Raw genomic sequence first — 20,041 nt, 5'->3', positions numbered from 1 at the left:
AAACCAGGCGGAACTGTCAATCCGTCGGGCGATTGGGGCTTAGAAAGTTTTCGCCGCCCGGTCTATATTGCTGACCGACGTGAGATTCCGGAGAAATTCGATGCATTCCCACTCCCTTGACCAGTGGACCCACGATCACGCCTTCCTCGGCGACAAGCACGACGAGAACGAGCGGCGCACCTGGTTCGTGGTCGTCCTGACGCTGGTCATGATGGTCGGCGAAATCGTCGCCGGTTCGCTGTTCGGCTCGATGGCGCTGCTGGCCGACGGCTGGCACATGGGCACGCATGCGGCGGCGCTCGGCATTGCCGCCTTCGCCTACCGTTTTGCGCGCCGGCACCTCGGGAATGCGCATTTCACCTTCGGCACCGGCAAGTTCGGCGATCTCGCCGCTTTCTCCAGCGCGATCATTCTGGGCCTGATCGCGGTCGAGATCGCCTATGAGAGCGTGCTGCGGCTGATCACGCCGGTGCCGATCGTCTATGGCGAGGCGATTGCGGTCGCAGCCCTTGGCCTCTGCGTCAACCTCGCCAGCGCGTGGCTGCTGCGCGACAGCCACGATCACCATCTTCACGGGCACGATCACGGCCACAGCCATGCGCACGACGATCATGACCACGACCACGATCATCATCACCACCATCATCACGACAACAACCTTCGCGCGGCCTATGTGCATGTGATGGCCGATGCTGCAACCTCCGTGCTGGCGATCGGCGCACTGCTGGTGGCGATGAATTCGGGCTGGGTCTGGGCCGATCCGGCGGTCGGCCTGATCGGCAGCGCCGTGATCGCGAGCTGGGCGTTCGGCCTGGTCAAGACGTCAGGCGCGGTGCTGCTCGATGTGCGCGCCGACGAGAAGCTCGAGCGGGTGATCCGCGCGCGCATGGAGGTCGACGACGACCGCGTCACCGATCTGCATCTGTGGCAGGTTGGCCCCGGCCATTGCGCCGTACTGCTCTCGGTGGTCTCCGATACGCCCCAGCAGCCGGCCGCCTACAAGCGGCGGCTTGCGGGGCTGAAGGGGCTGAGCCACGTCACGGTCGAGGTCGAGACCTGCCCGCATTGACGTGATCGACGGACGTGGAATTCAGCGGCGCGGCCGGGGTTGATCCTCGGTCGCAGCCCGCGCAACGCGCTGCCAAGGAGGAACCAATGCCGAGGATCAAGCTCGCGCTCGCCATCGTCACGCTCGCTCTGTCCGGTCCGGTGGCCGTTGCGCAGTCCGAAAAATCAGGCGTCGAAAAACTCTACGTCCTCAATTGCGGGGAGGGCACCGCCGGCGACATCTCGCGCTGGACCCCCGGCCTGAACGAAGGCAAGACGATGGACTTCGTCGACAGCTGCTATCTCATCAAGCACAGCAAGGGCTGGTTCCTGTGGGACACCGGCATCGCCGATTCCGTTGCCGCGATGCCGAATGGCCTTGCGCCGGCCGACCCCAAGGCCGTGACCTGGCGGCGGCCGAAGACGCTTGCCGGCCAGCTCGAGCAGCTCGGCCTCAAGCCCGACGACGTCACGGCGATGGCGGTGTCGCACACGCACCCCGATCACACCGGCAATGTCGAGCTGTTCCCGCAGGCCATGCTTTACGTGCAGAAGGCCGAATATGACTGGCCCGGCGCCAACAACGAGCCGCGCTTCAAGCCCTCGCACCCGGTCGAGCTGCTCACGGGCGACAAGGACGTGTTCGGCGACGGCAGCGTGACCATCCTGTCGACGCCCGGCCATACGCCGGGGCACCAGTCGCTGCTGGTGAAGCTGCCGAAGACCGGCGCGGTGGTGCTGTCCGGCGACGCCGTGCACTTCAAGGACAATTGGGACAATCGCCGTGTCCCCAGCATGAACGCCAACAAGGAAATGAGCGCGGCCTCGATGCAGAAGATCGCCGACACGCTCGGCAAGGAGAAGGCGCAGCTCTGGATCAATCACGACAAGGCCCAGCGCGACGGCCAGAAGATGGCGCCGGAGTTTTACGACTAGGGCGTCGCGTCGATGCTGCTGCCATGATGGTGGCAGCAGCCGCGTGCTAGGGCCCGCGAAAGGCTCCGCAACAGGAGACGATCGTGGGGGAGTGGGCCGGGGTCGCGATCGCGCTGGTGTCGAGCAGCCTCGGCGGCACCGCTGCGGCGATCACCCGCTATCTCGTCGGCGGCGCCGATCCGATTTTGCTCGCGATCCTGCGCTGGGGGATCGGGTTTCTCTGCCTGCTGCCGTGCGCGCTGATGCTCGGCGTGCGCTGGCCGCAGCGGTCCGACTGGCCGGCCGTTGTGCTGCTCGGCGTCTGCTTCTTCGGCCTGTTCTTCATCCTCTACAACATCGCGGTGTCCTATACGACCGCCGCTCGCGCCAGCCTTGCGCTGGCGACGTTGCCGCTCCACACGATGGTGGTCGGCGCGATCCTTGGCGTCGAGCGACTGACCGCACGCAAGATCGCCGGCGTCGGCATCGCAGTGCTCGGCGTGGCGGCGGCGCTGGCCGCAGGGCTCGCGCAGAGCCCGCCGGGCGCCTGGCGCGGCGAGTTGATCATGACCGGTGCCGTGTTCTGCATGGCATTTTACAACGTGCTGTCGCGCCCGCTGATGCAGCGCTCCAGTGCGCTCGGCTTTCTCACGGTCGGCATGGGCGCAGGTGCCGTCGTGCTGGTGCTGGCGGGTCTGGTGAAGGGCAGCTTTGCGGCGCTCGATCACTTCACGGCGGGACAGTGGGTTGCGGGCGTCTATTTAGGCGTTGGTGGCGGCGCGCTCGCCTTCATCCTCTGGGTCATGGCGCTGGCGCGCGCGACGCCGACCCGCGTCGCCAATACGATGACGGTCAATCCGGTCGCGGCGACGTTGCTGGCGGCGCTGCTGATCGGCGAGCCGATCACGCCAAATCTTCTGGTCGGGCTGATTGCCGTGTTCGCCGGCATCTGGATCGCGACCAGCGAGGCGCAGAAGGGTTAGCTGCGCGGCGCGGTGACCGTCGGTGCGCCGCCTTCGGGCGTCTTCTTCGACTTCAGTGTGCCGGCGTAGAACGAGACCAGCCAGACCAGGATGATGGCGAGGAGATAGACACCCCAGGCCTGCGGCGGCGTGGTCGCCCAACGCAAGAGGCCTTTGAACGTGCGGGGCGGGCTGTTGTCGTTGGTCATGGCCCGCTTGTGCGCGAAAGCTCCGGCACGGTCAATCCGGCCGCCGCCCGGCGCGGATCAGGAACAGCGCGGCCAGCGCCGCAAGGCTGAGCGCGGACGAGACGATCAACACCTTGGCGCCCATGACGTCGATCAGCAGGCCGAAGGTCAAGGGCGCCACCGCCTGCGCCATCCGCGCCGGTGCACCGATGATGCCAAGGCGATAGCCAAAGTCCTTCGGGCCGAAGATCGACAACGGCAGCGTGCCGCGCGCGATCGTCAAAATGCCGTTGCCCGAACCGTAGAGCAGCGCGAATGCGCTTGCGGCGGGAGCACCGAAGACGGCGACGACGGCGGCGCCGAGCGGATGGGTGACGCAGGCAAGGCGCGTCGACCACAGAGGATGGAAGCGACTCAGAAAGCCCGCTTCGACCATGCGCGCGGCCACCTGCGCCGGCCCGATCAGCGCGCCGGCCGCGATCGCCTCGACATGCGTCGCGCCCATTGTCTCCAGCAGGCGCGGAAAATGCACCGCCATGGCGCCGGTGACGGTCCAGACCGCCGCGAAGACAAAGGCGAGCAGCACCATCGTGCGGTCGAGCGGCACATGCGGCTTTTCGGCTGTCGCCGCGGCCTGCTTCGCGCCCTTGATCGCTGGCAACATGAAGAAGTTGAGGGGCAGGCCGATCAGGAGATTGGCGGCCGCCCAGGCAAAGCAGGTCTCTCGCCAGCCGATATGCGACAGGCCCCAGGCCGTGAGCGGCCAGCCGATGGTCGAGGCAAAGCCCGCCATCAGCGTGATGCCGGTGATGGGCCTGCGCGCCTCGGTGCCGTAGATGCGGCCCAGTGCGGCGAAGGCGGCGTCATAGAGCCCCATCGCCATGCCGATGCCGAGGACGAGCCAGGCAACCGCCATCACCGGGACGGAGTGGGAGAAGCCGAGCAGGACGAGGCCGGCGGCCATCGTCAGGTTCGACGCCGACAGCACCTGCCGGCCGCCGACCAGATCGATCTGCCGCCCGATGCGCGGGCCGAGCATCGCCGAGATCACCAGCGAGGCCGAGAAGGCGCCGAAGATCCAGTTGGAGGAGATGCCGAGGTCGTGCGCCATGGGATCGGCGAGCAGCGCCGGCAGATAGTAGCTGGACGCCCAGGCCAGGGTCTGAGTGGTGCCGAGCGCCAGGATGATCGGAAGCTGGCGCTGACTCATATCCCTGTGGTTCTGGTCGGCTGCGTCATTTCCTGCATTTGCAGCTTGGGGCGAGAGCGCGTCAACAGCGCCTGCGGCATATGCGACCTGCCGTAGGCGGACGTCTCCGCCGCAGCGTCCGCGCGCGGCCTTTCGTTCGTCACGAATGCACGCCATAATGGCGCATGCAATTGACCTCGCGCCTTGCGCTGATGAACTGGCTGACCGGCCAGGGGCTCACGGGCCTGCCCGAAAACGAACTGCTCCGCGGGTTCTGCGAGCGCTGCCGCGCCGAAGGGCTGGAACTCTCGCGCGGCCTCGTCGTGATCGACACGCTGCATCCGATCTATGAGGGCCGCGGCTTTCGTTGGAGCGACCGGCCCAGCAACGAGAGCGACGCGTTCGAATACGGCTCGACCGCCGAGGGCGATGCCGCCAAGAGCTGGCGCCGCTCGACCTTCTTCCACATGCTCGAGCACGGCCACGACGAGATGGTGATCGATCTCGCCGACGCGCCGTCGATGGATTTCTCGCAGATCGGCGAGCTCGCCGAGAAGGGGCACAGGCACTACCTCGCCTTCGTGCATCGCTTCGGCGAGAACGGCGCGCTCGGCCTGATGGACTGCCTATATTCCTGCTGGACCACGCGGCGCGATGAAGGCTTTGGCGAAGACGGGCTGGAGGCGCTGCGCGATCTCGTGCCGGTGCTGGGGCTCGCGATCAAATCGGCGCAGCAGGTCGACATCGCGCGCACGCTCGGCCGGGTCTATCTCGGCCGCGATGCCTCCGAGCAGGTGCTGCGCGGGCGCATCTCGCGCGGCGTCACCGAGCGCATCAACGCCGTGCTGTGGTATTCGGATCTGCGCGGCTCGACCGGGATCAGCGAGAGCATCGGGCCCGACGAGATCATCCCGTTCCTCAACGATTATGCGCAGGCCGTGATCGACGCGATCCACGAGGCCGGCGGCGACGTGCTGAAGCTGATCGGCGACGGCGTGCTCGCGATGTTCACCGGAGAGGACATGGCCGATGCGCGCCGCGCCGCGCTGCGTGCCGAGCATTTGTTCCGCAAGAACGTTACGGCGCTGAATGTGCGGCGGGAGGCCGATGGCCGTCCCACCACATCGGCCTATATCGGTCTGCATGTCGGCGAGGTCTTTTACGGCAATATCGGCAGCCAGGACCGACTCGACTTCACGGTGGTCGGCCCGACCGTCAACGAGGTCAGCCGGATCGCCTCGATGAGCCGCTCGGTCGACCGCGAGCTGCTGGCGTCGGCGGAATTCTACAAGGGCCTCGACGCCGCCGGCCGCCGCTACCTCGTCTCGACCGGCCGCTACGCGCTGCGCGGCATCGGCCGCGCACAGGACCTCTACACGCTCGATCCCGAGGTCGATGCCAGCGAGCCGGTGACGGGCAGCTACGAGCGGTATCTGGCGAATTGAGTTTGCAATGACGGTGTGGCTAACACCGCGCCGCCACGCCATCCTCCACCATCGCCGGCTGCCGGTCCAGCGCCACCGCCGGTGACAACCAGATCACCAGGGCCTGCACGCCGAACACCGCAGCGGCGAGATACAGGCACGCTTCCGCGCTCCAGAAGCCGCCGACGATCGCCCCCAGCGCCGAACCGACCGGGCGGGCGCCGTAGCTCACGATGTTGATGGCGGAGACGCGCCCCAGGAGGCGCGGCGGCGTCACCGACTGGCGCAAGGTCGTGGTGGAGATCACCCACAGGATCGGCCCGACGCCGAGCAGGAAGAAGCTCAAGCCCGCGAGCCAGGGCGAGGGGACCAGCACCGTCAGCGCCATCACGACAGCGGCGACGAAGCCGGTGACCGGGCCGAGGCCGACCACCGTGCCGAAGGCGATGCGCTGCATCACCCGCGTGGCGAACAGCGCGCCGATCACCATGCCGACGCCGTACATCGTCAGCACGGTGCCGACGCCGACGGCCGTCAGGCCGAGATGGCGCACGGCGTAGGGCACGAACACAGCGATTTGCAAAAACCATCCGGTGTTGAAGATGAACTGGGTGATGAACACCGGCCGCAGCAGCGGATGGTGAAACACGAAGGCTGCGCCCTCGCGGATGTCCTGGAACGGATGCCGGCGCGGCGAGGGCGCACGCGAAGGCTCGTAGATGCCGGAGAGCAGCACGACCGCGACGGCCGAGAGCGCGGCGGCAAAGCCGAAGGCCGGGCTCGCACCCCACCATCCCACCAGCGCGCCGCCAAGCGCGGGGCCGCTTGCGAAGGCGATGGTGCGCGCGAGCTCGATGCGGGCATTGGCTGCCGGCAGCAGCTCCGCGCTCACCAGCGAAGGCACCAGCGCCGGCGCAGCCACGCTATAGACGACGGTGCCGCACACGGCGGCAAAGCCGAGCAGCGCCAGCAGCGGCAGATTGAGCGCGCCGAGCGCGAGCAGGAGCACGATGGCTGCGAGAGCAACGGTCCGCAGCGCCTCGGCGCTCGCCATCAGCGCGCGGCGCGAGATGCGGTCGGCGAGCAGGCCGGCCGGAATCGCGAACAGGATGAAGGGCAAGGTGAGGGCAGTCTGGAGCAGGCCGGTCTGGCCTTCCGCCACGCCCAGCGTCAGCACTGCGACGATGGGGGCTGCGGCGAGCGCGATCTGCTCGGCCGACTGCGCCGCGAGGTTGGACCAGGCGAGGCGGTTGAAGGTGTCGGGGAGGCGCGGGGAATTTGACATGGCTCATTTCCTGCAAAGTCTGGTTGGCGCCAGTATCCGCGTCCGGGGACAGCCAAACCCACCCGCTTCCCGACAGGGCAATGAATAAGAGCCGTCCGGGAACCCATGTGGCTAGATGCAGTTGCAAATGAGTTGCAATAAGCCTCAACTTCGGTATTCTCAATCTCATGGATGCCCGATCGCCTGATTTGACCCCCGATGCCGCCGGCTGGCGCGCTGATGCGCCCGTCACCAAGAGCCTTGCCGAGGTGAATTCCACCGTTGCCGTCCCCGCCGCGGGGGTCTGGTGGCGGAGGCTGCTCGCCTTTGTCGGCCCGGGCTATCTGGTCTCCGTCGGCTACATGGACCCCGGCAATTGGGCGACCGACCTCGCCGGCGGGTCCAAGTTCGGCTACACGCTGCTCTCGGTCATCCTGCTCTCGAACTTGATGGCGATCCTGCTCCAGTCGATGGCGGCACGGCTCGGCATCGTCACGGACCGCGACCTCGCGCAGGCCTGCCGCGCGACCTATTCGCCGGCGGTGAACTTCCTGCTCTGGCTCGCCTGCGAAGCTGCCATCATCGCCTGCGATCTCGCCGAGGTGATCGGCACCGCGATCGCGCTCAAGCTGCTGTTCGGCATTCCCCTGATCGGCGGCGCGCTGATTGCCGCGCTCGATGCCTTCCTGCTGCTGATCCTGATGAACCGCGGCTTCCGTTTCCTCGAAGCCTTCGTCATCGCGCTGCTGGCGGTGATCGCGGTCTGCTTCGTGGTCCAGATCGCGGCTGCAGCCCCGCCGGTGGCGGAGGTCCTGCACGGCTTCATGCCGAAGACCGAGATCTTCACCAATCCGGAGATGCTCTACATCGCGATCGGCATCATCGGTGCGACCGTGATGCCGCATAATCTCTATCTGCATTCGTCGATCGTGCAGACGCGCGCCTATCAGCGCAACGATGAGGGCCGGCGCGAGGCGATCAAATGGGCGACGACGGACTCGACCATCGCCCTGATGCTGGCGCTGTTCATCAACGCCGCGATCCTCGTCGTCGCCGCCGCAACGTTCCACAAGAGCGGCCATTCCGATGTCGCCGAGATTGGCCAGGCCTTCGAGCTGCTCTCGCCCTTGCTGGGCCTCGGCATCGCCTCGACGCTGTTCGCGGTGGCGCTGCTCGCCTCTGGTCTCAACTCGACGGTGACGGCGACACTCGCCGGCCAGATCGTGATGGAAGGCTTTCTCGACCTGCGCCTGCCGAGCTGGGCGCGCCGCCTGCTCACGCGCGGCATCGCGATCATCCCGGTGATCGTCGTGACCGCGATCTATGGCGAGCGCGGCACCGCCGATCTCCTGGTGTTCAGCCAGGTCGTGCTGTCGATGCAGCTTCCGTTCGCGGTCATCCCGCTGGTCCGCTTCGTCTCCGACCGCCGCAAGATGGGCAAATTCGCGATCCCGCCCTACGTCGCCGCGATCGCGTGGATCGTCGCGGGCATCATCGTGGTTTTGAACGTGAAGCTGCTGGCGGATACGCTGTTCGGGTGATTACACACCGCGGTCGTCGCCCGCTCGACCGGGCGACCCAGTATTCCAGAGACAGTTGTGATGAATGGGGAAGCCGCGGCGCCCTGGATGCCCCGGTCAAGCCGGGGCATGACAGAGAACTAATCCTGCGGCTCGGACGCCGTGTCGCCTTGTGCGTCGATGCGCAGCCAGCCGGAGGGCGCGAGGCGCTGCTGCGGCAGGAAGCGGGCCTTGTAGTCCATCTTCTTGGAGCCATCGATCCAGTAGCCGAGATAGACGTAAGGCAGGCCCTGGCGCCGTGCGCGGGCGATGTGGTCGAGGATCATGAAGGTGCCCATCGAGCGGCTGACCTGGCTCGGCTCGAAGAACGAATAGACCATCGACAGGCCGTCGCTGAGCACGTCGGTCAGCGCCACCGCGATCAACTCCTCGCCGCGGCCGGTGATGCCGCTGTCGGGGCCGCGCTTGCGATACTCGATGATGCGGGTCTCGACGTGGCTGTCCTCGACCATCATGGCGTAGTCGAGCACGGTCATGTCGGCCATGCCGCCATGGCGATGGCGGGCGTCGAGATAGGCGCGGAACACCGAATATTGCTCGGAGGTCGGCACCGCGCTGCGCTGCTCGCCGATGATGTCGGCGTTGCGCGCCATCACCTTGCGGAAGTTGCGGGAGGGGCGGAACTCGTTGGCGACGACCCGGACCGAGACGCAGGCGCGGCACTGGTCGCAGGCCGGCCGGTAGGCGATCGACTGGCTGCGGCGGAATCCGCCATGGGTCAGGAGGTCGTTGAGGTCGCCGGCGCGCTCGCCTACGAGGTGCGTAAACACCTTGCGCTCATGCCGGCCCGGCAGGTACGGGCACGGGGAGGGCGCCGTGAGGTAAAACTGGGGGGTGTCGCGCGAGTGCTGGGTCAAGGGACGTCGTGGGCCTCCAAACTGAATATGAGCATCGCGCTACGAAGGCCCCCGGTCAATTGGTCTGCTCGGCAGGTCAGATCAGCAGCCAGTCTAGTCGATCCTGGTTAGTAGGTCCTTGCGGCCTGCGGCACGGGCGCGCGGACGGAATTGTTGATCACGACCGTCCCCAGCACGAAATCGTGCAGCAGGCGCCGGCGGCCGTTGAACGGGCCGACCAGCACCACAAAGGGCGTCAGGAACGAGACCGTCACCCAGAACAGCACGGCATGGGTGGCACCGAGCACGAAGTAGCCGGGCGCGCCGTACCAGGTGCGCAGCTCCAGATCCATCAGGCGCATGCCGATCGTGGCCGACGACGAGCCGCCGATGCAGGCGCCGCAATAGACGATGGCCCATACCACGGAGGCCGGCCAGGCGATCCCGAACAGCAGAAAGCCGACGCCGAGCGTAACCACGCCGAACACGAAAATGAAGACATAGCCGAGGATCACCGGCACCGAGATGATGACCAGGTCGATCAGGAAGGCGAACGCCCGCCGCGTCGCGACGCCGCGGAACAGCTCCGGATGCAGATCGGGGTCATAGGCGTGCGGCTGCGCTCCGCCGTCATTGCGCCAGGCGTTGCCCGAATCCGAATAAGACATGACCGTCCTCCCAAGGGAAAACTCCCGTGACAGGACATGGGAACAGGCCGTCCGTGTGCCAAGGGCGCGCTGGCATTAACAAGCCGAAATATTCCGGCGATTCGGGGGCAAGCGCGGGTGCGGGCTTCGTAGGGTGGGCAAAGGCGCGAAGCGCCGTGCCACCAACCATCACACCATCATTCAAAATTGGTGGGCACGCTCCGCTTTGCCCACCCTACGGCACCTTATCCTTGGGTGCGCAGCCTCTCCGCGACCTTCGGCGCAAAATAGCTCAGCACGCCATCGGCGCCGGCGCGCTTGAAGGCGAGCAGGCTCTCCATCATCGCGCGTTCGCCGTCAAGCCAGCCGTTGTTCGCGGCCGCAGCGATCATCGCGTATTCGCCGGAGACCTGGTAGGCGAAGGTCGGCATCGCGAACGTGTCCTTCACGCGGCGGACCACGTCGAGATAGGGCATGCCCGGCTTCACCATCACCATGTCGGCGCCCTCGGCGATGTCGAGCTCGACCTCGCGCAGCGCTTCGTCGGTGTTGGCGCTGTCCATCTGGTAGGTGCGCTTGTCGCCGGTGAGCGTCTTGGCCGAGCCGATGGCGTCGCGGAACGGGCCGTAGAAGGCGGAGGCGTATTTGGCCGCATAGGCCATGATCTGCACGTCGAGCAGGCCGGAGCGATCCAGCCCCTCGCGGATCGCGGCGACGCGGCCGTCCATCATGTCCGAGGGCGCGATGATGTCGCAACCGGCTTCGGCCTGCACCAGGGCCTGGCGCACCAGCACGGCGACTGTTTCATCATTCAGGATCTTGCCGTCGGAAATCAGGCCGTCATGGCCGTGGCTGGTGAAGGGATCGAGCGCGACGTCGCAGAGGATGCCGATCTCCGGAAATTCCTGCTTGATCGCGCGCACCGCCTGGCAGACCAGATTGTCCGGGTTGGTCGCTTCCGAGCCTTCCTCGTCGCGCAGGGACGGGTCGGTGTAGGGAAACAGCGCGAGGCAGGGGATGGTCAGCTTCATCGCGCGCTCGGCCTCGCGCACGGCCTGGTCGACGCTGAGGCGCTCGACGCCCGGCATCGAGGCGACCTGCTCGCGCTTGTTGTGGCCGTCGATCAAAAACAGCGGCCAGATCAAATCGTCGGTGGTGAGGACGTTCTCGCGCACCATCCGCCGGGCCCATTCGGCCTTGCGGTTGCGGCGCGGGCGGACGGTCAGATCGAGGGCATGGGGCACGGCCGTGCCGGTCCCGCGCGAAACCTCGCGCAATTCGATCGGACGTCCGTATTTGATCGCCATCACTCTTCCTCCGGCTGGGATTATTCTTATACCAGCTCGCATGGTTCCCGTCACCGCGGCTTGACCTGCCGCAAGGCAAAGTTGAAGTCACTTGGGCGGCCGATTGATTTTGCCGGGCGAAGCAGCCAGAAGGGGGCCATGTCCGAGATCTCCACCCGCGATGCGGCCCGCGACGGCGCCAGTGCCAGGGACGCCGTCCGAGACAATGCCAGAGACAATGCCATGTCGGTGGCGGCGATCTCGTCGGAGCGCCAGGAGTCCGACGACAATGTCTGGACACGGCGGCTCGTGCTGTTCCTGCGGGTGATGGCGCTGCTCTCGATCCTGAAGGGTCTCTATCACTGGGCGCAGGTCACGGGCTTCGTCGGCGGCGAGGACGAGGCGTTCGAGAACCAGTCGATGGCCTGGCAGGCCGCGACCGTCTACTTCGCCGTGATCGAGCTCGTCGCCGCGGTCGGGCTCTGGCTGGCAACGCCCTGGGGCGCGGTGGTCTGGCTGACCACCGTGGTGTCGATGGCGGTGATCGAGCTGATGTTCCCCGGCATCTACGGCGGCAGCCTGGTCGTGGTCGGTGTCGAAGCCTTCATGCTCGCCGCCTATCTCGCGCTCGCCTGGATGGCCGCGCGGGAACGGCCGCCGTAGCGCAGGCGATCTTGACGCTCACGCTCTCGTGCCCCGGACGCTGCGCAGCACGCAGTGATGCGCTGCAGAACCGGGGCCCATCCCTCCACGACCTCATTTGCCGCCTTCTGGGTCCCGGATCTGCGCTTCGCTTGTCCGGGACACGGAGAGCGGAGTTTGCGGAGTTGTGCGCGCTTGGTTGACCGTTAGTTGCCTAAAATTTGCGGTAAGTTTTCGTTGACCAGCGCGTTCCGCCACAGCTCTTACGCGTGCGTTTCGAAACGGGGCGGGGCTGTTCTGGAATGCGACAACCGGTGCGGACGGAGGGTGAACAGGACCTTGCGAGGGTCAACAGAGTGTTGCGAAAAGCCCTTGTGGCACAGGCTTAATCCGCAATTCACTGTCTTAAATTCATGATCTCTTTATTCTCTTATTTAAGCCGATCTTCAAACGCCTCCCCTTAAGTTGCACCTATCAGACGGAGCACAAGTTTCGTCGAATAAGTGTCGATAAAAACGACAACAGGGGAAGTGTCATGATGAAAGCCGTCGCAACTGCGGCAGATACCGCAGAGCGCGTCTCCGGCCAGCAGGGTTCGGTGCAGTCGCTCTATCTGGAAGCTTTGACTCTGGTGGAGCGGCTGCATCGCCGGCTCCTCGACGTCATCAAGGACGAGTTCGATCGCCGCGGCCGCGCGGACATCAATTCGGTGCAGGCGCTTCTGCTCTACAACATCGGCGACAAGGAGCTGACTGCGGGCGAGCTGCGCACGCGCGGTTACTATCTCGGCTCCAACGTCTCCTACAATCTGAAGAAGCTCGTCGAGCTCGGTTTTCTCGATCATCAGCGCTCGCGCGTTGACCGCCGCTCGGTGCGCATCCGCCTGACGCCGCAGGGCCAGGAAGTCCGCCGCATCGTCGACTCGCTCTACCAGAAGCACGTCAAGACGGTGGAGCAGGTCGGTGGCATTTCGGGCGAGGAGTTCTCCACGCTCAACAAGTCGCTGCACCGCCTCGAGCGGTTCTGGACCGACCAGATCCTGTATCGCCTCTGAGTTTTTGGACGGATCAAGGCCAAGCCGGCCCGCAACAAGACCGGCAAGCCTTTCCGAACGTGCCTTCCCCAAGCGCATCGGCCCGGATTCCCTCCGGACCGGTGCGTTTTGTCATTTCGCGGTTGCGAAAAAAACCGCTCACCGCAGGGAACGAGTTCCCGGTTCGGCGCTTATCCCCTTCGGATCGGAGGCTGACGATGCTGGTGGAGCGTGGCTTGGGCGCGATGAACGTGGAACTCGTGAGCGAGGCCTATGCCATCGCCGCGAACTATCTTCGCCGCTCCGGTGCGATCCCCGACACCCTCGTCACCGACGAGCGCCTGCTCGAGATCGTCATCAAACTGCTCCAGCAAGGCGAATTCAACAAGATCAGGCTGGCCAACAAGGCCATCGCCAGGTTCGAGGCGCAGTCCGAGGCCAAAGCGGTTGCCTGATCAAGAGTCCCGAAATTCAAGAGAACCAGAGGGTGCCATGGAAGCCGCCATCGACCGCATCATGCAGACCTATGACCTGCTCGCCAACCGCACCGCGGCAGCGAGCGAGGAGGCGCGTGCCAAGGTCACGAACTACCTCAATACGTTGATGGAAGCCGGCGAGAAGGACCCTCACAGGTTGACGGTATGCGGCCTGACCTATCTGCGCCAGCTCGACGGCAGCGTGGACCCGGTGAAGGCGGGGTATACCGGGCTGTGAGGGGCGCAGCCCTCGGGCGGCGGGCCCGGCGCGAAGTTTAAGACTCAAAGCGGCCCCATTCCGGATGTTGGCAGACGGGGTGGTTCGATAGAATCGCCCAGTCGAAAACCTTCGATCCCCACCATATCTTGCATAAATATCTGGCCCGACCCGCAACTACTTGGCCGGGGGCGGGCGATGTGGTAGATCGCGCTCGCCGCTTCCGATCGCCACACCAGACCGCCCGTAGCCCCTAAAAGGCCTGCGGCGGTGGAGATATTCGCAAGATGACCTCAGCCCAAACCGCCTCCGCGCCCGATTCGTTTTTCACCGCCTCGCTCGAGCAGGCCGACCCGGAAATCGCCGCCGCCATCAAGGGCGAGCTCGGCCGGCAGCGCCACGAGGTTGAGCTGATCGCCTCCGAGAACATCGTCAGCCGGGCCGTTCTGGAAGCGCAGGGTTCGGTGATGACCAACAAATACGCAGAGGGTTATCCGGGCGCGCGCTACTATGGCGGTTGTGAGTGGGTCGACGTCGCCGAGAACCTCGCGATCGATCGCGCCAAGAAGCTGTTCGGCGCCAATTTCGCCAACGTGCAGCCGAACTCCGGTAGCCAGATGAACCAGGCGGTGTTCCTGGCGTTGCTCCAGCCCGGCGACACCTTCATGGGCCTCGATCTGGCGGCAGGCGGCCATCTCACCCACGGCTCGCCCGTCAACATGAGCGGCAAGTGGTTCAAGGCCGCGCACTACACCGTGCGCCGCGAGGACCAGATCATCGACATGGACGCCGTCGCCAAGCAGGCCGAGGAGGTCAAGCCGAAGCTGATCGTCGCCGGCGGCTCGGCCTATTCGCGGGCCTGGGACTTCAAGCGCTTCCGCGAGATCGCGGACAGCGTCGGCGCGTACCTGCTGGTCGACATGGCGCACTTTGCCGGCTTGGTCGCCGGCGGCGTGCACGCTTCGCCGGTGCCGTATGCCCATATCACCACGACCACGACGCACAAATCGCTGCGCGGTCCGCGCGGCGGCCTGATGCTGTGGAATGACGAGGCGCTGACCAAGAAGTTCAATTCTGCGATCTTCCCGGGCCTGCAGGGCGGCCCCCTGATGCACGTGATCGCGGCGAAGGCGGTCGCCTTCGGCGAGGCGCTGCGTCCGGATTTCAAGGTCTATGCGAAGAACGTCGTCGAGAACGCCAGGGCGCTGGCCGAGGCGATGAAGGGCCATGGCTTCGACATTGTCTCCGGCGGCACCGATAACCATCTGATGCTGGTCGACCTCCGGCCGAAGGGCCTGAAGGGCAACGCCTCGGAGAAGGCGCTGGTTCGCGCCGCCATCACCTGCAACAAGAACGGCATTCCCTTCGACCCCGAGTCGCCGTTTGTCACCTCCGGTATTCGTCTCGGCACGCCGGCGGCGACGACCCGCGGCTTCGGCGTCGCCGAATTCCAGCAGGTCGGCGGCATGATCGCCGAGGTCCTGAACGCGATCGCGCAGTCCTCCGACGGCAAGGCGCCGCTGGTCGAGGCCGCGATCAAGGAACGGGTCAAGGCGCTCACCGATCGGTTCCCGATCTATCAGTAAGGCTTAGGGTACACGGATGCGCTGCCCGAACTGCAACAGTCTCGATACGCAGGTAAAGGACTCGCGTCCGACCGAAGATTCTTCCGTGATCCGCAGGCGGCGCGTGTGCGTCGCCTGCAATTTCCGCTTCACCACCTTCGAGCGCGTGCAGCTGCGCGAGCTCACGGTGATCAAGCGCAACGGCCGCCGCGTGCCGTTCGACCGCGACAAGCTGATGCGCTCGGTGTCGATCTCGTTGCGCAAGCGGCAGGTCGAGCCGGAGCGGGTGGAGAAGATGGTCTCCACCATCGTGCGCGAGCTCGAGACCGGCGGTGAGGCCGAGATCTCCTCGGAGGTGATCGGCGAGACCGTGATGGAGCATCTGCGCACGCTCGACGACGTCGCCTATGTGCGCTTTGCTTCCGTCTATCGCAATTTCCGCGAGGCGAAGGATTTCGCCGACGTGCTCGGCGAGCTCTCCGGTGAGGAGGAAGCGCGGCTCGCCGCGATCCGCAAATGATCTTCCGCATCCTGGAAGATCAGTTCGCCGCGAGGATCCGCGAGACCAAGGATGCCGATCGCCGCTTCATGCAGTTGGCGCTGGCGTTGGGTAAGCGCGGGCAGGGGCGTACCTGGCCCAATCCCGCCGTCGGCGCCGTCATCGTCAAGGACGGTGTCATTGTCGGCCGCGGCTGGACGCAGCCCGGAGGTCGGCCGCATGGCGAGCCTGAGGCGCTGCGGCGGGCCGGTGAGGCTGCGCGCGGCGCCACGCTCTACGTCACGCTGGAGCCGTGCTCGCATTTCGGCAGGTCGCCGCCTTGCGCCGATGCGGTGATCGCCGCCGGCATCACCCGCGTGGTGGCGGCGATCGAGGATCCCAATCCTGAGGTCGCCGGCCAGGGCCATGCGCGCTTGCGCGCCGCCGGCATCACGGTGGATGTCGGCCTGTGCGCGGCAGAAGCCGCCTTCGACCACGCCGGGCATTTTCGCCGTATCCGGGACAAGCGCCCGCGTGTGATCCTCAAGCTCGCGGTTTCGCCCGACGGCAAGATCGGCGCTGCCGGCGGCAAGCCGCTTGCGATCACCGGCGAGGCCGTGCGCAATCGCGTGCATCTCCTGCGCGCGCAGTGCGACGCGATCCTGGTCGGCATCGGCACGGTGCTGGCAGACGATCCGCAGCTCAATTGCCGCCTGCCGGGCATGGAAGCCCGTTCTCCCGTGCGCGTCGTGCTCGACAAGAGTTTGCGCATTCCGGCCTCGAGCCAGTTGGTGCGCTCCGCGCGCGAGACGCCCGTCTGGGTGATCGCGTCCGAGCTTGCGGAAGCTGCCGCCGCCACCCGCCTTGGCGCTGCCGGGGCGCAGATCATGCGTGTGCCGCCGGGCAGCGCATCCGGGCTCGATCTGCCCGCCGTGCTGCAGGCGCTGGCCGAGAAGGGCATCTCACGGCTGATGGTCGAGGGCGGCAGCCGCGTTGCGTCCTCGTTCGTCGCCGCGGACCTCGTCGACGAGATCTGGCTGTTCCGCGGCGCGGAAGAGGTGGGCTCTGACGGCGTCGATGCGCTCGATGCATTGCCCCTGTCGAAAATCACGCAGTCGCAGGCCTACAAGGTTCATGCTAGCGAGACATTCGGCAAGGATACTCTCAAGGATACTCTCACCATCTACGAGCGCACGTAATGTTCACTGGTATTGTCACCGATATCGGCGAGATCGTCGGATTTACGCCAGTGGCGCAGGGCCAGCTGCATCGCCTGCGTATCGCCTGCAGCTACGATCAGACCACCATCGCCGACGGCGCCTCGATCGCCAGCAACGGCGTGTGCCTGACTGTGGTTGCGTCCGGCGTTGCCGGCGGAAAGACTTGGTATGACGTCGATGCGGCGGCGGAGACGCTGGCGCTGACGACGGCAAAACACTGGAAGCAGGGTACGAAGCTCAACCTCGAGCGTGCGCTGAAGATCGGCGACGAGCTCGGCGGCCATATCGTCGCCGGTCATGCCGATGGCATTGCCACTATCGTCAGCCGCGAGGACCTGCCTGATATGGCGCGGTTCGAGCTCTCGACCACGCGGGAGCTGGCGCGCTTCATCGCCACCAAGGGCTCGATCACGCTCGACGGCGTCTCGCTGACGGTCAATACGGTGAAGGACGTGACCTTTTCGGTGCTGATCATCCCGCACACGTTGACGGTCACGACGATCGGCGGCTGGAAGGCGGGCGCCGAGGTTAATATCGAGGTCGATCTGATGGCCCGCTATGCGGCGCGGCTGACGGAAATGACGGTTTAAAACTTGGCTTATCCGCGTGCGGCGACTACATACGCGCCGACCCCAGTAGAACGGATTTAACGATGGCAGACGCGCGGCGCGCACCCCTGAAGGACCAGACCGACATTTCCGGCGCGCGGGCGCTGATTGTCGAGGCACGGTTCTACGATGATCTCCAGGACGCGCTGCTCGATGGGGCGGTGGCAGAGCTGAAGGCGGCGGGTCTCACGCATGACGTGATTACGGTTCCCGGTGCGCTGGAAATCCCAGCGGCGGTCGCCATCGCGATCGACGCGGCCGCGGCGAACGGCAAGCCCTATGACGCGGTGATCGCGCTCGGCTGCGTCATCCGCGGCGACACCATCCATTTCGAGATCGTCTCGCAGGAATCCTCGCGTGCGCTGATGGACCTTGCGGTTGCGCGAAAGCTGCCGCTCGGCAACGGCATCCTCACCGTCAACACCGAAGACCAGGCCTGGGCGCGGGCGCGCGCCAGCGAGCTCAACAAGGGCGGCGATGCCGCGCGCGCCGCGCTTGCGATGCTGCGCATCAAGCGCCGCCTGGCGCGGGCTTGATCATGGTCGATAACAGCAAAAAGCCGGCGGCAGGCACTCCGGAAAAGAAGGCGAACCGGCGCGGTGCGGCGCGGCTCGCGGCGGTACAGGCGCTCTACCAGATGGACATCGCCGGTGCCGGCATCAACGACATCTTTGCGGAGTTCGAGAGCCATTGGCTCGGCAACGAGGTCGAGGGCGACACCTACCTGCCGGCGGAAGCCGCGTTCTTTCGCGACGTCGTCTCGGGCGTCGTGCGCGACCAGAAGAAGCTCGATCCCCTGATCGACGAGGCGCTGTCGAAGGGCTGGCCCCTGAAGCGGATCGAGGCGATCCTGCGCGCGGTGCTGCGGGCCGGGGCCTATGAATTGGAGCACCGCAAGGACGTGCCGGCGCGCGTCGTTGTGTCCGAATATGTCGACGTCGCCAACGCCTTCGTCGACCGCGAGGAAACCGGCATGGTCAACGCCGTGCTCGACCAGATCGGCCGCCAGTTTCGCGGCGACGAGTTCGGGCGGGGATAGTTATCCGCGAGGGCGGTGAAGTGATGCGATACGGCTGCCCCATACTCCGCTGTCATGCCCCGCGAAGGCGGGGCATCCAGTACGCCGCGGCCTATCGATTTGACACGACTGTCTCTGGAATACTGGATCGCCCGGTCCTAGTGCGCAATTGCGCACTGGCCGGGCGATGACAGCGGTGTGTTTGGCTGACGCGATGGCAAACCCGCAAAATCTCTCCGCCGAAGACTCCCTCATCGCGCGCTATTTCAAGCCGCTCGCGACCGATCCCGGCGCGTTCGGGCTGGTCGATGATGCCGCGGTGCTGTCCTCGTCCGGCGACGACATCGTCGTCACCACCGACGCCGTCGTCGAGGGCGTGCATTATCTTGCCACAGACCCGCCTGACACGATCGCGCGAAAAGCGCTGCGGGTGAACCTGTCCGACCTCGCCGCCAAGGGAGCTGTGCCGGTCGGCTTCGTGCTGACGCTGGCGCTGCACAGCAAGGAAGATTCCTGGCTCCGGCCGTTCGCCGATGCGCTCGGCGAGGACGCCAAGACGTTCGCATGCCCGTTGCTCGGCGGCGACACGGTCTCGACGCCGGGGCCGCAGATGATCTCGATCACCGCCTTCGGCCGCGTGCCGAAGGGGCAAATGGTCGGCCGTACCGGCGCGCGGCCGGGCGACCTGATCATGGTGACGGGGACGATTGGCGATGCCGCGCTCGGCCTCGACATGCTCACCGGCGGGCCGGCCGCAGCGGCGCTCGCCTCCGATCCCGCTGCAAGGGAAGCTCTGGTGTCACGCTATCGTATCCCGCAGCCGCGCAATTTGCTGGCGCAGGCGGTGCGCGATCATGCGTCGGCCGCGATGGACGTCTCCGACGGGCTCGCCGGTGACCTGACGAAACTCTGTGCCGCGTCCGGCGTCTCGGCCATCGTCGAGGTGCCGAATGTACCGCTCTCGGCTGCGGCGGCCGGTTTGATCGTGCGCAACGCCGTTTGTGTTGAGACGCTGCTTGCCGGGGGCGACGATTACGAGGTGCTGTGCACGGTGCCGCCGGCGCAAAGCGACGCGCTGATTGCCGCCGGGCGGACGGCGGGTCTTGCCGTCACGGCGATCGGCACGATCGTCGCGGGGCAGGAGCGGCCGCGCTTCCTGGACGGGCAGGGCCGGGAACTGGTTTTGGAGCGGCTGTCCTACAGCCACTTCTAGGAATTGCTCCAAACCGGCGGCCGAGCGCGACTGATTGGCCTAAATACCTGCCGAGATCGGCTTTTCGGCCTTATCCGGCGTTGCACCCTCAATTTGATTTTGGCAAGCTTGTGGCCGACCAGGGCCACACCTTCGCGCGAGGGGCGGCCCTGTTCAACATAAGGGCGCCCACCGCATGACGGAAAAACAAAAGGCGCCGGGGGTACGTACATCAAGGATCTGAGGCAAAAATC

General features: G+C 65.9%; 22 protein-coding genes. 16 read left to right on the top strand and 6 right to left on the bottom strand.

The genetic code is table 11. From position 1 onward, the window contains the following. The first annotated feature begins 100 nt into the window (after nucleotides 1–100). From dmeF to I3J27_RS21790, 3 genes are all read left to right on the top strand, one after another. A complete protein-coding gene (gene dmeF / locus I3J27_RS21800; protein WP_270160485.1) occupies nucleotides 101–1,069 on the top strand; it encodes a CDF family Co(II)/Ni(II) efflux transporter DmeF in 969 nt (322 codons plus the stop codon). Between the two features lie 86 nt (nucleotides 1,070–1,155). Further along, entirely contained in the window at nucleotides 1,156–1,983 is an 828-nt protein-coding gene (locus tag I3J27_RS21795; protein ID WP_270160484.1) for an N-acyl homoserine lactonase family protein, read from the top strand. Between the two features lie 83 nt (nucleotides 1,984–2,066). Next, nucleotides 2,067–2,945: a DMT family transporter gene (locus I3J27_RS21790; protein ID WP_270160483.1), complete on the top strand. Its 879-nt coding sequence runs from the start codon at nucleotides 2,067–2,069 to the stop codon at nucleotides 2,943–2,945. Here the strand turns inward: I3J27_RS21790 and I3J27_RS21785 are convergent. After that, the gene (locus tag I3J27_RS21785) at nucleotides 2,942–3,133 is read right to left on the bottom strand and encodes a hypothetical protein (RefSeq protein WP_270160482.1); all 192 of its coding nucleotides are present in this window, start codon (nucleotides 3,131–3,133) and stop codon (nucleotides 2,942–2,944) included. The genes I3J27_RS21790 and I3J27_RS21785 overlap by 4 nt on opposite strands. A 31-nt stretch (nucleotides 3,134–3,164) precedes the next feature. Beyond that, nucleotides 3,165–4,322, bottom strand: coding sequence for an MFS transporter (locus I3J27_RS21780; protein WP_270160481.1), 1,158 nt, complete (start codon nucleotides 4,320–4,322; stop codon nucleotides 3,165–3,167). 164 nt (nucleotides 4,323–4,486) lie between these two features. Between I3J27_RS21780 and I3J27_RS21775 the strand changes: the two genes are divergently transcribed. Continuing rightward, nucleotides 4,487–5,746: an adenylate/guanylate cyclase domain-containing protein gene (locus I3J27_RS21775; RefSeq protein ID WP_270160480.1), complete on the top strand. Its 1,260-nt coding sequence runs from the start codon at nucleotides 4,487–4,489 to the stop codon at nucleotides 5,744–5,746. Between the two features lie 19 nt (nucleotides 5,747–5,765). Here the strand turns inward: I3J27_RS21775 and I3J27_RS21770 are convergent, their stop codons facing one another. Next, a complete protein-coding gene (locus I3J27_RS21770; RefSeq protein ID WP_270160479.1) occupies nucleotides 5,766–7,010 on the bottom strand; it encodes an MFS transporter in 1,245 nt (414 codons plus the stop codon). Nucleotides 7,011–7,177: 167 nt separating this feature from the next. Between I3J27_RS21770 and I3J27_RS21765 the strand changes: the two genes are divergently transcribed. After that, entirely contained in the window at nucleotides 7,178–8,530 is a 1,353-nt protein-coding gene (locus I3J27_RS21765; protein ID WP_270160478.1) for an Nramp family divalent metal transporter, read from the top strand. A gap of 119 nt (nucleotides 8,531–8,649) precedes the next feature. Here I3J27_RS21765 and I3J27_RS21760 read toward each other — a convergent pair whose 3' ends face one another. The 3 genes from I3J27_RS21760 to hemB form a co-directional block, all read right to left on the bottom strand. Beyond that, complete coding sequence (locus tag I3J27_RS21760; protein ID WP_270160477.1) at nucleotides 8,650–9,426, bottom strand: arginyltransferase; 777 nt, start codon at nucleotides 9,424–9,426, stop codon at nucleotides 8,650–8,652. Between the two features lie 107 nt (nucleotides 9,427–9,533). Further along, nucleotides 9,534–10,073: an RDD family protein gene (locus tag I3J27_RS21755; RefSeq protein WP_270160476.1), complete on the bottom strand. Its 540-nt coding sequence runs from the start codon at nucleotides 10,071–10,073 to the stop codon at nucleotides 9,534–9,536. 224 nt (nucleotides 10,074–10,297) lie between these two features. Then, nucleotides 10,298–11,359: a porphobilinogen synthase gene (gene hemB / locus I3J27_RS21750; protein WP_270160475.1), complete on the bottom strand. Its 1,062-nt coding sequence runs from the start codon at nucleotides 11,357–11,359 to the stop codon at nucleotides 10,298–10,300. 138 nt (nucleotides 11,360–11,497) lie between these two features. Here hemB and I3J27_RS21745 point away from each other — a divergent pair, with 138 nt between their 5' ends. The 11 genes from I3J27_RS21745 to thiL all read left to right on the top strand — a co-directional run bounded on the left by I3J27_RS21745 (nucleotide 11,498) and on the right by thiL (nucleotide 19,808). Next, nucleotides 11,498–12,001, top strand: a complete 504-nt coding sequence (locus I3J27_RS21745; RefSeq protein WP_270160474.1) for a DUF6163 family protein — start codon at nucleotides 11,498–11,500, stop codon at nucleotides 11,999–12,001. Between the two features lie 514 nt (nucleotides 12,002–12,515). Next, nucleotides 12,516–13,034: a transcriptional regulator LdtR gene (gene ldtR, locus I3J27_RS21740; RefSeq protein WP_011087797.1), complete on the top strand. Its 519-nt coding sequence runs from the start codon at nucleotides 12,516–12,518 to the stop codon at nucleotides 13,032–13,034. Nucleotides 13,035–13,231: 197 nt separating this feature from the next. Further along, complete coding sequence (locus I3J27_RS21735) at nucleotides 13,232–13,468, top strand: hypothetical protein (protein WP_270160473.1); 237 nt, start codon at nucleotides 13,232–13,234, stop codon at nucleotides 13,466–13,468. 37 nt (nucleotides 13,469–13,505) lie between these two features. Continuing rightward, entirely contained in the window at nucleotides 13,506–13,727 is a 222-nt protein-coding gene (locus tag I3J27_RS21730; protein WP_014494771.1) for a hypothetical protein, read from the top strand. 266 nt (nucleotides 13,728–13,993) lie between these two features. Further along, nucleotides 13,994–15,292, top strand: coding sequence for a serine hydroxymethyltransferase (gene glyA / locus I3J27_RS21725; RefSeq protein WP_270160472.1), 1,299 nt, complete (start codon nucleotides 13,994–13,996; stop codon nucleotides 15,290–15,292). Between the two features lie 16 nt (nucleotides 15,293–15,308). Further along, a complete protein-coding gene (gene nrdR / locus I3J27_RS21720) occupies nucleotides 15,309–15,791 on the top strand; it encodes a transcriptional regulator NrdR (protein ID WP_007603426.1) in 483 nt (160 codons plus the stop codon). Then, complete coding sequence (gene ribD / locus I3J27_RS21715) at nucleotides 15,788–16,948, top strand: bifunctional diaminohydroxyphosphoribosylaminopyrimidine deaminase/5-amino-6-(5-phosphoribosylamino)uracil reductase RibD (RefSeq protein ID WP_270160471.1); 1,161 nt, start codon at nucleotides 15,788–15,790, stop codon at nucleotides 16,946–16,948. Before nrdR ends, ribD begins: the two co-directional genes overlap by 4 nt. After that, a complete protein-coding gene (locus I3J27_RS21710; RefSeq protein ID WP_270160470.1) occupies nucleotides 16,948–17,559 on the top strand; it encodes a riboflavin synthase in 612 nt (203 codons plus the stop codon). The genes ribD and I3J27_RS21710 overlap by 1 nt, the downstream gene beginning before the upstream one ends. A gap of 62 nt (nucleotides 17,560–17,621) precedes the next feature. Next, nucleotides 17,622–18,113, top strand: coding sequence for a 6,7-dimethyl-8-ribityllumazine synthase (ribH, locus tag I3J27_RS21705; RefSeq protein WP_270160469.1), 492 nt, complete (start codon nucleotides 17,622–17,624; stop codon nucleotides 18,111–18,113). A gap of 2 nt (nucleotides 18,114–18,115) precedes the next feature. Next, nucleotides 18,116–18,616 carry a transcription antitermination factor NusB gene (nusB, locus tag I3J27_RS21700; protein ID WP_270160468.1) on the top strand — a complete coding sequence of 167 codons (501 nt, stop codon included), beginning with the start codon at nucleotides 18,116–18,118 and terminating at the stop codon, nucleotides 18,614–18,616. 193 nt (nucleotides 18,617–18,809) lie between these two features. Beyond that, nucleotides 18,810–19,808 (top strand): thiamine-phosphate kinase, encoded by a 999-nt coding sequence (thiL, locus tag I3J27_RS21695; RefSeq protein WP_270160467.1) that lies wholly within the window; start codon nucleotides 18,810–18,812, stop codon nucleotides 19,806–19,808. The last annotated feature ends 233 nt before the right edge of the window (nucleotides 19,809–20,041 follow it).

The organism is Bradyrhizobium xenonodulans (genome assembly GCF_027594865.1).
Classification (GTDB): Bacteria; Pseudomonadota; Alphaproteobacteria; order Rhizobiales; family Xanthobacteraceae; genus Bradyrhizobium; species Bradyrhizobium xenonodulans.
This window is presented reverse-complemented; position numbering and strand designations above follow the sequence as displayed.

What these genes read in the sequence shown, in the direction of transcription:
- dmeF (WP_270160485.1), top strand. Translation starts at nt 101, where the DNA reads ATGCATTCCCACTCCCTTGACCAGTGGACCCACGATCACGCCTTCCTC.
- I3J27_RS21795 (WP_270160484.1), top strand. Translation starts at nt 1,156, where the DNA reads ATGCCGAGGATCAAGCTCGCGCTCGCCATCGTCACGCTCGCTCTGTCC.
- I3J27_RS21785 (WP_270160482.1), bottom strand. Translation starts at nt 3,133, where the DNA reads ATGACCAACGACAACAGCCCGCCCCGCACGTTCAAAGGCCTCTTGCGT.
- I3J27_RS21780 (WP_270160481.1), bottom strand. Translation starts at nt 4,322, where the DNA reads ATGAGTCAGCGCCAGCTTCCGATCATCCTGGCGCTCGGCACCACTCAG.
- I3J27_RS21775 (WP_270160480.1), top strand. Translation starts at nt 4,487, where the DNA reads ATGCAATTGACCTCGCGCCTTGCGCTGATGAACTGGCTGACCGGCCAG.
- I3J27_RS21770 (WP_270160479.1), bottom strand. Translation starts at nt 7,010, where the DNA reads ATGTCAAATTCCCCGCGCCTCCCCGACACCTTCAACCGCCTCGCCTGG.
- I3J27_RS21765 (WP_270160478.1), top strand. Translation starts at nt 7,178, where the DNA reads ATGGATGCCCGATCGCCTGATTTGACCCCCGATGCCGCCGGCTGGCGC.
- I3J27_RS21755 (WP_270160476.1), bottom strand. Translation starts at nt 10,073, where the DNA reads ATGTCTTATTCGGATTCGGGCAACGCCTGGCGCAATGACGGCGGAGCG.
- hemB (WP_270160475.1), bottom strand. Translation starts at nt 11,359, where the DNA reads ATGGCGATCAAATACGGACGTCCGATCGAATTGCGCGAGGTTTCGCGC.
- I3J27_RS21745 (WP_270160474.1), top strand. Translation starts at nt 11,498, where the DNA reads ATGTCCGAGATCTCCACCCGCGATGCGGCCCGCGACGGCGCCAGTGCC.
- ldtR (WP_011087797.1), top strand. Translation starts at nt 12,516, where the DNA reads ATGATGAAAGCCGTCGCAACTGCGGCAGATACCGCAGAGCGCGTCTCC.
- I3J27_RS21735 (WP_270160473.1), top strand. Translation starts at nt 13,232, where the DNA reads ATGCTGGTGGAGCGTGGCTTGGGCGCGATGAACGTGGAACTCGTGAGC.
- I3J27_RS21730 (WP_014494771.1), top strand. Translation starts at nt 13,506, where the DNA reads ATGGAAGCCGCCATCGACCGCATCATGCAGACCTATGACCTGCTCGCC.
- glyA (WP_270160472.1), top strand. Translation starts at nt 13,994, where the DNA reads ATGACCTCAGCCCAAACCGCCTCCGCGCCCGATTCGTTTTTCACCGCC.
- nrdR (WP_007603426.1), top strand. Translation starts at nt 15,309, where the DNA reads ATGCGCTGCCCGAACTGCAACAGTCTCGATACGCAGGTAAAGGACTCG.
- ribD (WP_270160471.1), top strand. Translation starts at nt 15,788, where the DNA reads ATGATCTTCCGCATCCTGGAAGATCAGTTCGCCGCGAGGATCCGCGAG.
- I3J27_RS21710 (WP_270160470.1), top strand. Translation starts at nt 16,948, where the DNA reads ATGTTCACTGGTATTGTCACCGATATCGGCGAGATCGTCGGATTTACG.
- ribH (WP_270160469.1), top strand. Translation starts at nt 17,622, where the DNA reads ATGGCAGACGCGCGGCGCGCACCCCTGAAGGACCAGACCGACATTTCC.
- nusB (WP_270160468.1), top strand. Translation starts at nt 18,116, where the DNA reads ATGGTCGATAACAGCAAAAAGCCGGCGGCAGGCACTCCGGAAAAGAAG.
- thiL (WP_270160467.1), top strand. Translation starts at nt 18,810, where the DNA reads ATGGCAAACCCGCAAAATCTCTCCGCCGAAGACTCCCTCATCGCGCGC.